Here is a 13706-nt window from a genome sequence, read left to right on the forward strand (position 1 = left end):
TCCTATATCCCTAAAAGGGTTCCAAATTCAGGACAAATATTTGGTAAAATAATCCAAACATGCATAAAAAACATAATTATAAAAAGTAATCCTATAATTAAAGAGTGACTAATATAAACCTCATCATCTCCTTCTGGTTTAATTTTTGGCCATAATAAGCCAAAACACCCCGTTGCAAATAATAAGAAAGGTACACCTGAAAAACAAACAAGAAAGAATAACGAGAACTCATTTTTTAGAACACTATAAAAGAGATACTCAATAACTAAGGATAGTATGATTAAAACCCAATAGATTTTTTTGTGTGATTGATATTTAGACGTTTTCATAAAGCATGAATTTTTATTCCTCTAAGATAATTTACATTGAGCACTCTGCAAATAACTTATATCACTTTTAATATTAAAAACACTATACCCCAGGCTTTTACCAACTTCTTAGTCATATCAACCCCTCTGAACTTATGATTTTCATATAATAAATTCCAAATTTTAAACTTGTAGAATACATCTCAAAATAAAGACTAGAAGACTATTAAATGGCAAAAAAAAAGAGCTAAACTAATTTATATTTTACAGGACTTAAATATGAGTCAACACCCAAAGTTCTACCGCTTCAGTCTTACGATACTCTAAGCTTCGCTTCGTTTTTTCTGATCCTTTTTTAACGTTTTTCTTATAACACTTTTCTAATTGAAACCGTCCGCCTTTAGCAATTTCTTGTTCAATAGGATTGGATTTGGCGACACCTGTAATTTGTGCAAAATTAGAGAAGATAAGTACCAACTTTCCATCTGGCAATAATAGTTGCTTTGCGGCTTGGAAAAAGTCTGAAAACAAAGTATCATTATAATAAATCGCTGCATCTAAATTATTTAGATCTCGGGTTTCGGCTAACCAAGGCGGATTAAAAACAATGAGTTCTGTTTTATTTGTCCATTTGCCAAAAAGCGATCCAAAGTCGAGTTCTATTTTTCGAGAGAGTTTGGTATCTCCCATCATTTCTGTTAAACCAATTATAGCATTAGGATTTGTATCTGTTGCAAAAATCTTTTGAAATCCATACTTTACCATTTGTAGTGCTAAAACACCGCTACCAACACCAACATCTATGGCGGATTTTTTAGGACCGCTGTAACGTTTTAGCCAATTATCAAACAATTCTAAATGCTCAAAGCGTGTTGGAAAATACGTTCCGTAATACGGATGAATTTTATTTCGCAATCCTGGTATTGTTATCCCGTTTGTGTACCATTGCCAAGCACTGTTTAAACCTTGTACTTGGGGAAGGGTTAATAAAAAATCGCTCGTTTCTGGATATAATTTTTTAAACCAGCCAACAACAGGAGCCTTCTTTGCTACTAATTTATGATTTTCAATTTCTACAATTATAAGGTTGGAAAGCTTACGATAAATGGCACGATATGCACGTTGCTCCTTAAATGATGTATTAGGTAATGTTCTGTTTAGATGTTCTTGTAAACCACTTAGCAATACAGATCCGTTATTATAAAACTCAGTAATTAAAACAGGATTACCTGCTTCTAGTACATTAATAATACTTTTTATGTCTTCTCCTCTATTATATATAGTGACATCTTTTAGCGGCAAAAATGGTTGTGGTTTATTTATTTTAAGATCTGTCATTATAATTGGTTTCCCTTTTGGGTGAAGGTAGGTAAATGCTTCTGCCAACTATGATAAATTAAGAAGGAAATAACATTGAATTATTTTCTATTAAATTGAAAATAAGACAAATAGTAACAACTAACCCTTTCAAAAGGGGTTAAACCAAAAAAATCCTGATAATGAAATCAGGATTTTTATTTTTTATATAATGAGATTCCTGCCTTCGCAGCAATTGTATTAATCGATATACCCCATCTCACGCATCCAATCGTCATTAAACATTTTACCAACATAACGACTTCCATGATCATGAAATAAGACCACAACGACATCATCTGGTTTAAAATGCTCTTTTAATTGCAACACTCCTTTTATAGCAGAACCTGCAGAATTCCCTAAAAACATCCCTTCTTCTTTTGCTAAACGTTGTGTGTAAACACAAGCATCTTTATCAGTCACTTTAGTAAAACCATCAATAATATCAAAATCTACATTCTTAGGTAAGATATCTTCACCTATACCTTCTGTCACATAAGGATAGATTTCTTTTTCATCAAATATTCCAGTTTCGTGGTATTTTTTAAATACCGAACCATAAGTATCTACTCCCCAAACTTTAATATTTGGGTTTTGTTCTTTTAGGTATTTTCCAACACCAGAAATCGTTCCACCAGTACCAACACCAACCACAAAATGCGTAACCTTGCCATCTGTTTGTTTCCAGATTTCTGGCCCTGTACTTTCGTAATGCGCTTTGGCATTACTTGGATTGTCATATTGGTTTACATACCAAGAATTTGGTGTTTCTTCTCCTAATCGTTTTGATACAGAATAATAACTTCTTGGATCATCTGGTTCTACTGCAGTTGGACATACAATAACTTCCGCACCAACAGCACGCATTATATCTACCTTTTCTTTAGATTGTTTATCTGCCATTACAAAAATACATTTGTAACCTTTTACTATAGCAGCTAAGGCCAATCCCATGCCTGTGTTTCCAGATGTTCCTTCAATGATTGTTCCTCCAGGCTTCAATCGTCCATCTGCTTCTGCATCTTCAATCATCTGTAAGGCCATACGGTCTTTAACTGAATTTCCTGGGTTAAAAGTTTCGTATTTAGCAAGTACTAAACAAGGTAAATCTTCCACTAGTTTATTCATTTTAACTAATGGTGTATTTCCTATTGTACCTAATATATTTTCTGCGTAGTCCATAGTTGTTTTTTCGAAGGTGCAAAAATAAGTGAAATCTTAAAAGTATAAAGTTAAAAGTTCGTTATGTTTTTTTTTGCTTTTTACCTTTTGCCTTTTGCCTTTTGCCTTTTGCAAAAAAAAATGAGATATTAATCAAATCGAATCGCTTTTACTGGCGAAATTTTAGAAATAATTATAGAAGGAATTAAGAGCATTAACAAACAGGCTACAAACGTGCCTATGTTTAGTAGAATTATATAATCCCAACTGATATAAACAGGAGCATTATTGACATAATAGGTATCTGGATTTAACGGAAATAATTTAAAATATTTCTGTGCAAATAATAAACCTAAACCTATTGTATTCCCCCAAAGTAAACCTAAACCAATTAAGTAAGACGCGTTATAAAGAAACACTTTTCTAATGGTCCAATTAGAACTTCCTAAGGCTTTTAATATACCAATCATTTGCGTACGTTCTAAAATTAAAACGAGCAATGCGGTAATCATATTGATACCAGCGACAATAATCATAATAGCTATAATACCATACGTATTGTTATCAAAAATCTTAATCCATTCAAAAATGGTATAATATTTTCGGGTAATAGAGGTTGCATTCATTAAAGAAGGCACCTCCTTGTAGATTTCTACCGTTTTTTCTTCAATTTTAGAAAAGTCATCTATAAAAACCTCAAAACTCCCTATTTGATCAGGTTCCCATTTATTAATACGCTGAATATGCCTTAAGTCTGCAATACAAAACTTTTCATCAAGCTCCTGAAAACCCGAATTATAAATCCCAACAATTTCAAAATTAATAATACGTGGTCTATCATTTAATGGGTTACCGAATAAGGTTTGAAATTTATCTCCAACTTTAAAATCTAATCTATTTGCTAAATAATTAGAGATTAAAATTTCTTCGTTACGTTCTTTTGTAAAGTCTGGAAGTCGGCCTTCAATTAAAAACTCTTTAAAATAATCCCAACTGTAATCCGCTCCGACTCCTTTTACAATGACTCCTTCAAAATCCGTTTCTGTTCTAATCACCGCAAATTTCTGAGCCACACCTTGTATGTGTTTGATGCCTTCTACAGCTGTGAAATTTGGATAAAAATCTTGATTTATAGAAATGGGCACTTGCGATTCGTCTGACGCATTGGTATCGTAATTTGTAATTTCTACATGACCGTTAAATGCCACAACTTTATCTCTAATCTTTTGTTGCAAGCCAATACCTGTGGCAATTGCAATGAGCATTACAATAATACCTATAGCAATTGCCGCGATACCAATTTTAATTATTGGTGCCGAAACACTACTTTTATACGTTTTATTGCCAATTATACGTTTAGCTATAAATAACTCGAAATTCACTCTTAGATATGCTTTTAAAGGTTTTCAAAAATACAGTTTTATTCTCTATAATTATTGGGATTTTCGTTGTAACATTTTCATGTGGAAATAGTGTAAAGCGAGATGTTGGAAGCACAACGCAAAAGGACTTAGCAGATAAGGGCACATTTACAACCTACCCAGTAAACAATGACACCAATCAACCAATTATTGTTGGAGCCAACAGAACATCCACATATTTACCCCTTTTAAAAGGAAAGCGTGTGGCTGTGGTTGCTAATCAGACAAGCGTGGTTTTTAAAGCTAAAAGCTATACGCATATCGTAGATTCGTTACTGCGTTTAGATATTGATATAGCGAAAGTATTTTCACCAGAACATGGTTTTAGAGGTACAGCAGATGCTGGTGAATTGGTAAAAGATGGTAAAGACACCAAAACAGGTTTAGCCATATATTCACTACATGGCAAACACAAAAAACCAACCAAAGCACAACTCGAAGATGTCGACATGATGGTTTTTGACATTCAGGATGTGGGTGTTCGATTTTATACTTACATCTCTACGTTGCATTATATTATGGAAGCTTGTGCCGAACAAAATATTCCGCTTTTAATATTAGATCGACCAAACCCGAATGGTAATTATATTGATGGTCCTGTTTTAGAACAAAAGCACAGTAGTTTTTTAGGGATGCATCCCATTCCTTTGGTTCATGGTATGACCATTGGCGAATATGCAAAAATGATAAATGGAGAAGCGTGGTTAACTAATGGTATCACTTGTGATATTACTATTGTTGAAATGCAAAACTATAATCACAATAGCAGGTATAACTTACCCATAAGACCGTCTCCAAATTTACCAAACGACCAATCTATTGCACTATATCCGAGTTTAGGTTTGTTTGAAGGCACCAATATCAATGCTGGTAGAGGTACTGAGTTTCAGTTTCAACGTTACGGAGCTTCGTTTTTAGATAAAAACTATTATACGTTTAATTATACGCCTGTTCCTAATTTTGGATCTAAACATCCAAAACATAAAAATGAAGTTTGCTATGGAGTTGATTTATCTAAAGTAAAGGCAGAACGTCATTTTACTTTGAAATATATTATGGATGCTTATCACCATGCTACTGATAAAACCAAAGTATTTAATACAGCTAATTTTACGACTCATGCCGGAACTGCAACCTTACAAAAACAGATTGAAGCAGGTTTAAGTGAAGCTGAAATTAAAGCAACTTGGCAAAACGATTTAGATGCTTATAAAAAAGTACGCCGTCAGTATTTACTTTATAAATAAATCTATTGTTTTAGGATTTTAATAAGCCGATCTGGATAGTCTGTAATAATACCATCTACAGCCCAAGATTGCATGAGCTTCATGTCTTCTTCTGCGTTAATAGTCCAAGGAATTACTTTAAACCCATTATTTTGATAGTTTGCAACAGATGCTTCGGTAAGAAGTTTAAAATAGGGACTAATAATTTCTGGTTTGAAGGATACCATTTTAAGTTTTTCATCAATCGTTTCGTTATCTTCAACTAACAAGGCCACCTTCATTTTTGGTGATTGTTTTTTAATTTCTTCGAGAATAACCACATCAAAGGATTGCAAATTTACACGATTGAGCATTTCGTTTTTTTTAATTTCGTCTAGAACTAATTTCACATAAGCTTCAGGTTGTGGCGTAAAAACATCATAATATGAAGTTTCAGATTTAATTTCAATATTCAACCTAACCTCTGAATCTTTAGTTTTAACCAAATCAAAAACTTCAGACAATAATGGCTTGTAAGTCTTTAATTTTTCTTGCTGAGGATACGTTGGATGAAATTTTGAACCACAATCAAATTGTTTAATTTCATCATAATTCATGTGATATAAATTATATGTGTCTTCTGAGTTATCAGGCAGAATTTCTCCTTTAGGATTTAGACATATAATTGGATTCATATAAGGTTCGTGAGAAACTACAACCTTATGATCTTTAGAAATTACAATGTCTAATTCCAAAGTATGCACTCCTAAATCAATAGCCTTTTCAAAAGCAGGCAACGAATTTTCTGGCAACATACCTCTACAACCTCTGTGGCCTTGAATATCAATTTGCTTACTAGAATTACAACTCATACATAAGATTATTAAGACGATAATGGTATTAGTTTTCATCTGCTGAAAGCGTTGATTTTTCATAGTTCTGAAAGGGTTGTTTTAATAGCTCTTTAATATTTCCATTTTTAACTTCATCTGGAAACACATCCACTCCATAAATCAACTTTTCGCGATCCATATACCTATAGGTGCCTAACATACGGTCCCAAATACTAAAGATATTTCCATAGTTAGAATCGGTATATGGCAATCTGTAATGGTGATGGATTTTATGCATATCTGGTGAAACAATCACATAACTTAATGCTTTATCTAAACCTTTTGGCATTTTAATATTAGCATGTGTAAGCTGGGTAAATATAAGTGATAGTGCTTGGTAGATCATAACTAAGGCAATTGGAGTCCCAACGATAAAAACACCAAGTAACGTAAACGAAAACCGAATGACACTTTCTATTGGGTGATGCCGATTTCCTGTAGTTGTATCTACACTATGATCCGTATGATGCACTAAATGCACCATCCAAAGTGGTTTAACTCTATGCTCTACATAATGTGCTAAATAGGCCCCAAAAAAATCGAGTAACACAACTCCTAGCAACGCATACAACCATAACGGCATTTGTGGTAACCAATTTATAATGCCGAAATTATGGGCTGTTACCCAATCTGACATCCATAACAGTAAAAATGCCAAAGCAAAATTTATAATTATTGTTGTAAGGGTAAAAAAGAGATTTGGAATCGCATGTTTCCATTTTTTGTATTTAAACTTAAATAATGGAATACCTCCTTCTAGTAACCAAAAGAATGTCAATCCTCCAACTAAAATAAGACTTCGGTGAGACGAAGGAATGGTTTCGAAATATGTGATAATATTTTCCAATCAGGTTTAAGAATTAAGATTAATCAGCAATTGGGCTTTCTTCAAATTTACTGAAGAAATTTTAGACTTCCATAATGCAGCACGAGTTTCATCGTTTAAGATTTGATAAGCTGTATAATATAAAAAAGCAGCAAAGGCCGTATTATTCGCTTCTACATGTTCAGCATCCATACGTTTTAGTAGCCTAAGCACCTTTTTTGGTCGTTTTTCTATTAAGTATTGTTGAATACTAAGAAGTTCGACGCGCTGTGTTAAGACTTGCTGATTTTCAGTTGTGCTAATTGCTGCTAGTTCAGAAGCTTCATTTAAATAAATAATTCCTAAATCGATTAACGCTGGTCTAATCGTTTCTCTCATATACATCGCAAAATCGAAATATTTAGAGGCTAAATAATAGGCCGAATAAAAATCTTTTTCTGTTTTATAACCTATTAGTTCAGCCGATAAAAACGACGTATCTAGCGAGTAATCTTGAATTAAAGTGGTAATATTCTGATAATTATCTGGATCACTAGAAAGATTTAAAATATTTCCATTAACATCCATGATTTTAATAGAATCATCATTAAACTTATCAATATATTTTTGCGATCGATTGTCCTTAATTTTTGCATATAAGTCTGCATACTTATACTCACTAACAATTACGGGCACAAAATGCTTCCAGATTAGAGGGCTTAGGATTTCACTTTCGAATAAATTTTCAACAAAAACAGTTTTTCCAGCATCATCATTAACTAAAACCGTATAAGGGTACTTGGTACTTTCTTCCCAAACCATCAATACCATTTTATTCTGAGTTAAGGCTAATTTCTGAGCAATATCTAAATTGGTCATCCAAGCTTGCGAATGCGATAAATTGAAAGCAAACAGTAGAAACAGTAATTTTATAACTAAATTCTTCATAGCATTGGTTTTATCTGTTAAGTATCAAAAATTATTCCGAATACAATACCCATTACAACTGAATTCTCTTTTTCATTTCCTCTACAATATTATAAGCGGCAGGACAAATAGCAACATTCTTCAACGTTAAATTAGAGATCTGTTGAAACTTTTTCCGATCTGTATGGGGAAATTCACTACATGCCTTTGGTCGTACATCATAAATAGAACAGTAATTATCTGCTCCTAAAAATGTACAAGGCACCGATTGCAACACATAATCGTTTTCTTCATCCAAGCGCAAGTAGGTTTCAATAAACTGCCGTTCTTTCATTTTGAAGAATTTGGCTATCCGTTGAATATCCTTTGCCGTAAATAATGGCCCAGTTGTTTTACAACAATTGGCACACTTTAAACAGTCGGTACGTTCAAATTCTTCCTCATGCAATTCTTGCATAAGATAATCTAACTGTTTTGGTGGTTTCTTTTTTAGCTTGGTAAAAAAGGTTTTATTCTCCTTATGCTTATCTTTGGCGAGCTTAGGAAGATTATTAATTTGGTCTTGCATGTAACAAATTTAAGTAAAGTTCTCGATACAACTTAGAGAAAAATTGAAATCAATAGAACTCGCATTCAACACCAATTATATATGAAAGACCTATTCGGAAACGCATTATTAGACTATCAAAACGGAAATTATTCAGAAGACATTATCACATCTACTAATATATCAGACGAGGATGTCTTACCATTACCGTATTTATTTAGAGGCTATTCTGAAATGCCAAAACTAGAACAGAAAGCATTACTGTTGGCTAAAGGACGAATTTTAGATGTTGGCTGTGGTTCTGGAAGTCATGCGTTGTGGCTACAAGAACGCGGTGTCAAAGTAAAAGCTATTGATAGTTCTAAAGGTGCAGTTGAAGTCGCTATGAAACGTGGTGTTTTAAATGTTGAATTAAAACCACTTTTAGAAGAAACCGAAAGTTTTGATACTATTTTACTATTGATGAATGGTACAGGAATTTTCCAAGAATTATCTGAAGTAGCTAACTACTTAAAGCATTTAAAGTCACTTTTAAATCCTGATGGTCAAATTTTAATTGACTCTTCGGATATTTCATATATGTATGAAGATGACGATGGCGGTATGTGGCTAGACCTCAACCAAGGTTATCCAGGTGAATTAGATTATTTCTTATCGTATAAAGGCGAAAAAGAAGTCCCTATGAAATGGTTGTATCTCGATTTTGAAACCTTGAAAACTGCTTGTTTAACAGTTGGTTTGAAGTGTGAGAAGGTCATGGATGGTGAGCATTTTGATTATTTGGCTCGGGTATTTTAGAGGTTATTGCACAAAGTTCCACAAAGAAGGCACAAAAGACACCAAATTCAATTTAAAATTAATTAGATACTTTTATACTTATGGATGAGAATAAATTATCAAATACATTTTAGGTTGTGCAATAGACGTACACAAACAACTTGGCCCAGAATTATTAGAATCGGCTTATCAAGAGTGTATATTACACAAAGTTCCACAAAGAAGGCACAAAAGACACCAAGTTCAATTTAAAATTAATTAGATACTTTTATACTTATGCATGAGAATAAATTATCAAATATCATTTTAGGTTGTGCAATAGAAGTGCACAAACAACTTGGCCCAGGGTTATTAGAATCGGCTTATCAAGAGTGTTTATTATATGAATTGAAGAAAGCTGGTCTTTCAGTTCTAAAAGAAAAAGCATTACCTATAATTTATAAAGAGATAAAGTTAGATCACAGCTATAGAATCGATTTACTTGTCGAAAACAAGGTAGTCATAGAAATTAAACTGTTGAAGCATTCTCTGATGTTCATTTAGCACAAGTATTAACCTACTTAAAACTTGGAAATTATAAATTAGGATTGCTTTTAAATTTCCATGTTACAACACTAAAAAATGGAATCCGACGCGTGATTCTATAAAAATTCTCACTCAAGAGGCATTATCTTTGTGAAACTTTGTGCCTTCTTTGTGGAACTTTGTGCTACAACTTATAATCACTGCACCTCACCACCAACAACAGTCTTCAAAACTTTAATATTTGGTATCTTTTTAGCATCAACAGTCATGATGTCTTTATCTAAGATTATAAAATCAGCAAACTTCCCAACTTCAATACTTCCTTTTTCATTTTCCTCAAAATTAGAATAGGCCGCCCAAATCGTCATGCCTCTTAAAGCTTCCTCTCTGCTTAGAACATTTTCCATTTGAAAACCTCCTTCCGGAAATCCTTCTAAATCTTGTCTTGCCACAGCGGCATAAAAGGTTAAAAACGGACTAACACGCTCCACAGGAAAATCGGTTCCTAGAGCCACCTTACCATAAGCTTCTAATAATTGCTTATAAGCATAAGCTCCTTTTAATCGTTCTGATCCGACTCTATCTTCTGCCCAATACATATCACTTGTAGCATGAGTTGGTTGTATGGAAGGCATAATGTTTTTATACAATTCAAAATCCTCAGGTGATACAATTTGCGCATGTTCTACACGCCAACGTCTATCGTCTTTTCCTTCTAATACTTTAGTATAGGATTGTAAAACGGCATGATTAGCTGAATCGCCAATAGCATGTGTATTCATTTGAAATTCTGAATTAGCAATACGTTCGGCCGACTTGCTTAGAGTTTCTAAATCTGTAACTAGTAATCCGAAATGGCCAGGTTTATCTGAATACGGTTCTCTTAACATCGCTCCTCGAGACCCTAAAGCTCCATCTGCGTAAAACTTAAACGAACGTACATTTAGGTAATCTGTTTTAGTAACTCCTTTATCTAAAAAGTAATCCAGATTATCTTCAGACGCAGAAACCATGGCATAAATACGCATTTTTAATTCTCCTGATTTGTGAAGACTATCAATAAGTTCAATAGCTTCTTTATTTAATCCGGCATCATCAACCGTTGTTAACCCCAAATCGAAACATAATTTTTGTGCTTCTAATAAAGCATTAGTCACATCGTTTCGTGTAGGTTGTGGCCAATGTTCCATCACCAACATTTCTGCATTATCTACTAAAATACCAGTAAGTTCACCATTCTCAACAACAACTTCTCCTCCTTCAATTTTAGAATTTACGGTTACATTTCCTAAATCTAAAGCAGCTTGATTTGCTAATATGGCATGGCCATCAATACGTACTAATGCAATAGGTGTATTGGGGTAAAGTTTATCTAATAAGCGTTTATTTGGAAATTCCTTCTCTTCCCAGTCATTTTGGTCCCAACCTCGACCAAAAATAAATTCGTTATTTCTTTCATTCTGAAAATCTAAAACCCGTTTTACAACGTCCTCAAAACTTTTTGTTCCAACTAAATCTACAGCTAGTTGGTCTAGTCCTAAACCTAAAAAGTGACAATGTGCATCTATTAATCCCGGTACAATAGTTTTGCCTTCAGCATTAAGGGTATCGTTAGCTTTGTATGTATTATCGATTTCAGAAGTTGTGCCAACAGCAATTATTTTTCCATCTTTAACAGCGAATGATTCGGCCTTACTAAAGCTATCATCAACTGTATAAATATTGGCATTTGTTACAATTAAATCAGCTTGTTCTTTGTTTTCTTGACAAGCAAAAATGCTTAGTAATACTAGGATTGTGAATAGTTTTTTACTCATGGTGATTCTATTAGGTTTTTATGTATCCGTGAATCTTCGCTATCAGTCTTATCGTTTTGATTATAAATCCATCGCGAACGATTTTATAAAACTGATATTATTCGAAGTAACGAATATTGTAAAAATAAGAAAAGCGCTCCAAATAGGAACGCTTTTAAATAGCATCTATGTTATTTAATGAAATTCTGAGTTAAATTCAGAAGATCATGCTCTACTAAAAATCAAACTGGTAAGTCGCCCCTCCAAGAAGTTGTATACCTTGCACAGGGAAATTTGACCAACGGTTATAATTTTGACTCGCTATGTTATTGGCTTTAACAAAAAAGGATAATTGATCATTTGCTTTATAACCAACATGCGCGTTAGCATCAAAATAACTATCTAAAGTTATAGCTGTCGTGGTTGTATTCAAAGGATTCAAAATTTCAAAATAAGTACTTTGATCTTCACGTTCACCTACAAAGAACACACTTGCTCCTGCAAACCATTGTTCTGAAATTTGATAATCTACAAATACAGAGGCTGTAAGGTCTGGTAAATTCCACGCTTCAGATTCATTATCTGTGCTGTAACCAAAGTATTCCGCTTTTACTCCTAAGGTAAAGTTTCTATTTAAATCTACATTCAACTCACCTGCTACAGAAAACGTAGTCACATCATCATAAGCGACAAAAAATGAATTACCATATTGATATTCTGTTAAGGCATCACTCGGCACGTCATTAGACTTGTATAAGGCTTTATTCTTTTCAGAACTATAACTTCCTTTTAAGCTATAGCCAATATTACTAGAAAGTTTCCCCTTAGCCCCTACAAACATTTTGTACTGCTGATCTGTTGGAGTTACCAAAAGTGTTGGTGATACAAATGGATTTTCGTTTACAAAATCGTAATACGAATTCTGAATTAGATCTCCTTTAAGTCCACCAAATGCAATTAAAATATCATCCACCAATCGATAAGATGCTTCTATGTTTGGATAGATGAAAAATTTATTCTCACTAAATTCTGTGTCGTTAAGGTAGGCTAATTTCACACCTAAATCAATTGTTAAATCATCTTGTACCAATTGATACGATGGTGCAAATCCAAACGTAACATTCCCGTAATTAATTTCACCAACATTAGAATAATCGCGATCGAAAGTCCCGCTAATATAATCTATAGAAAACTCTGACTTAATAACAGCATCTTGTACCACAAAATCAAAGCTAGTCTTGGCTACTAATCTGTTCTCACCAGAATCATGAACACCTCCAAAACGTCTAAAACGAAGACTTGCATCTTTAACTATAGCGTCTTCAAAATCAATTTTCCCTCCAACATACAGATCGTTATACGTCTGACCTGCATCAATACCATCTAAGTCACTTTCATCATAAAAATCTTGAGGCACACCATACCAATTATAGGTTTGTAAATTAAAACCCCCATCAACTTGCCATGTAAAATCTCTATCGCTTTTTTTATAATAGGCATTTAACTTGGTTTTTGAAAAATTATCATCCAAAAGCACATCGTCAATACCACCTTGAGACGAATGATGACTAAAATAACCACCGACATTTTCATCTCTACTCAACTCATGGTTTAAGTAAACTTCACCCAAAATAGTAGTATAACTACCAAATCCTAATGAGGCATAATTATCGTATAATTTTATCGCTTTGGCTTTATCAACCGTTGCTGCTTTTCCTTTAGCTGGTGTAAACGTTGAAGCCACAGGAATTGAGAAAATATTGTACTTAATTTCCTTTTTCTTTACGGCATTAGAATCGTTCAACTTTGGGTTATCTTTAATTTTAAAGGCATCCGAAATTGTTGGAGTATATGGTTTTATAACGTTAACCGTTTGGTCTCCAATAGTGTCTTTGGTACGTTCTTGAGCATAACTAAATGTCAGACTCAAAGTAAACATTGCTAATACTATATATTTAATTTTCATGTGTATTAATTTGATTGAA

At 33.4% G+C, this 13706-nt stretch carries 13 protein-coding genes and 1 pseudogene; 4 read left to right on the forward strand and 10 right to left on the reverse strand.

The genetic code is table 11. The annotated features are described in order from the left end of the window. Positions 1-2: 2 nt before the first annotated feature. The 4 genes from ACXGSQ_RS17435 to ACXGSQ_RS17450 all read right to left on the reverse strand — a co-directional run bounded on the left by ACXGSQ_RS17435 (position 3) and on the right by ACXGSQ_RS17450 (position 4207). Positions 3-329, reverse strand: coding sequence for a hypothetical protein (locus ACXGSQ_RS17435; protein ID WP_458627408.1), 327 nt, complete (start codon positions 327-329; stop codon positions 3-5). Between the two features lie 252 nt (positions 330-581). Beyond that, positions 582-1694 carry a methyltransferase gene (locus ACXGSQ_RS17440; RefSeq protein ID WP_458627409.1) on the reverse strand — a complete coding sequence of 371 codons (1113 nt, stop codon included), beginning with the start codon at positions 1692-1694 and terminating at the stop codon, positions 582-584. 171 nt (positions 1695-1865) lie between these two features. Further along, the gene (locus ACXGSQ_RS17445) at positions 1866-2846 is read right to left on the reverse strand and encodes a PLP-dependent cysteine synthase family protein (RefSeq protein WP_458627410.1); all 981 of its coding nucleotides are present in this window, start codon (positions 2844-2846) and stop codon (positions 1866-1868) included. A 128-nt stretch (positions 2847-2974) separates the two neighbouring features. Further along, positions 2975-4207 (reverse strand): ABC transporter permease, encoded by a 1233-nt coding sequence (locus ACXGSQ_RS17450; protein WP_458627411.1) that lies wholly within the window; start codon positions 4205-4207, stop codon positions 2975-2977. Positions 4208-4215: 8 nt separating this feature from the next. On the opposite strand from ACXGSQ_RS17450, the gene ACXGSQ_RS17455 reads away from it, so the two are divergent. Continuing rightward, the gene (locus tag ACXGSQ_RS17455; protein WP_458627412.1) at positions 4216-5493 is read left to right on the forward strand and encodes an exo-beta-N-acetylmuramidase NamZ family protein; all 1278 of its coding nucleotides are present in this window, start codon (positions 4216-4218) and stop codon (positions 5491-5493) included. 2 nt (positions 5494-5495) lie between these two features. Here the strand turns inward: ACXGSQ_RS17455 and ACXGSQ_RS17460 are convergent, their stop codons facing one another. The 4 genes from ACXGSQ_RS17460 to ACXGSQ_RS17475 are packed head-to-tail and all read right to left on the reverse strand — an operon-like array spanning position 5496 to position 8644. Beyond that, entirely contained in the window at positions 5496-6386 is an 891-nt protein-coding gene (locus tag ACXGSQ_RS17460) for a glycerophosphodiester phosphodiesterase (RefSeq protein WP_458627413.1), read from the reverse strand. Further along, complete coding sequence (locus tag ACXGSQ_RS17465; RefSeq protein ID WP_458627414.1) at positions 6352-7191, reverse strand: sterol desaturase family protein; 840 nt, start codon at positions 7189-7191, stop codon at positions 6352-6354. The genes ACXGSQ_RS17460 and ACXGSQ_RS17465 overlap by 35 nt, the downstream gene beginning before the upstream one ends. Before the next feature lie 6 nt (positions 7192-7197). Beyond that, a complete protein-coding gene (locus ACXGSQ_RS17470) occupies positions 7198-8097 on the reverse strand; it encodes a hypothetical protein (RefSeq protein ID WP_458627415.1) in 900 nt (299 codons plus the stop codon). 52 nt (positions 8098-8149) lie between these two features. Continuing rightward, positions 8150-8644: a YkgJ family cysteine cluster protein gene (locus ACXGSQ_RS17475; protein ID WP_458627416.1), complete on the reverse strand. Its 495-nt coding sequence runs from the start codon at positions 8642-8644 to the stop codon at positions 8150-8152. Positions 8645-8725: 81 nt separating this feature from the next. Between ACXGSQ_RS17475 and ACXGSQ_RS17480 the strand changes: the two genes are divergently transcribed. The 3 genes and pseudogenes from ACXGSQ_RS17480 to ACXGSQ_RS17490 all read left to right on the forward strand — a co-directional run bounded on the left by ACXGSQ_RS17480 (position 8726) and on the right by ACXGSQ_RS17490 (position 10047). After that, entirely contained in the window at positions 8726-9421 is a 696-nt protein-coding gene (locus ACXGSQ_RS17480; protein WP_458627417.1) for a class I SAM-dependent methyltransferase, read from the forward strand. 106 nt (positions 9422-9527) lie between these two features. Further along, entirely contained in the window at positions 9528-9662 is a 135-nt protein-coding gene (locus ACXGSQ_RS17485) for a GxxExxY protein (RefSeq protein ID WP_458629379.1), read from the forward strand. A 14-nt stretch (positions 9663-9676) separates the two neighbouring features. Next, positions 9677-10047: pseudogene (locus tag ACXGSQ_RS17490) on the forward strand (GxxExxY protein). 75 nt (positions 10048-10122) lie between these two features. On the opposite strand, the gene ACXGSQ_RS17495 reads toward ACXGSQ_RS17490, so the two are convergent. Then, positions 10123-11742 (reverse strand): amidohydrolase, encoded by a 1620-nt coding sequence (locus tag ACXGSQ_RS17495; protein WP_458627418.1) that lies wholly within the window; start codon positions 11740-11742, stop codon positions 10123-10125. Between the two features lie 214 nt (positions 11743-11956). Further along, entirely contained in the window at positions 11957-13687 is a 1731-nt protein-coding gene (locus ACXGSQ_RS17500; RefSeq protein ID WP_458627419.1) for a TonB-dependent receptor, read from the reverse strand. Positions 13688-13706: the final 19 nt, after the last annotated feature.

The organism is Winogradskyella sp. PC D3.3 (assembly GCF_054366245.1).

Coding starts and splice junctions, on each gene's coding strand:
- ACXGSQ_RS17435 (WP_458627408.1), bottom strand. CDS start 329: ATGAAAACGTCTAAATATCAATCACACAAAAAAATCTATTGGGTTTTA.
- ACXGSQ_RS17445 (WP_458627410.1), bottom strand. CDS start 2,846: ATGGACTACGCAGAAAATATATTAGGTACAATAGGAAATACACCATTA.
- ACXGSQ_RS17455 (WP_458627412.1), top strand. CDS start 4,216: ATGCTTTTAAAGGTTTTCAAAAATACAGTTTTATTCTCTATAATTATT.
- ACXGSQ_RS17460 (WP_458627413.1), bottom strand. CDS start 6,386: ATGAAAAATCAACGCTTTCAGCAGATGAAAACTAATACCATTATCGTC.
- ACXGSQ_RS17470 (WP_458627415.1), bottom strand. CDS start 8,097: ATGAAGAATTTAGTTATAAAATTACTGTTTCTACTGTTTGCTTTCAAT.
- ACXGSQ_RS17475 (WP_458627416.1), bottom strand. CDS start 8,644: ATGCAAGACCAAATTAATAATCTTCCTAAGCTCGCCAAAGATAAGCAT.
- ACXGSQ_RS17480 (WP_458627417.1), top strand. CDS start 8,726: ATGAAAGACCTATTCGGAAACGCATTATTAGACTATCAAAACGGAAAT.
- ACXGSQ_RS17495 (WP_458627418.1), bottom strand. CDS start 11,742: ATGAGTAAAAAACTATTCACAATCCTAGTATTACTAAGCATTTTTGCT.
- ACXGSQ_RS17500 (WP_458627419.1), bottom strand. CDS start 13,687: ATGAAAATTAAATATATAGTATTAGCAATGTTTACTTTGAGTCTGACA.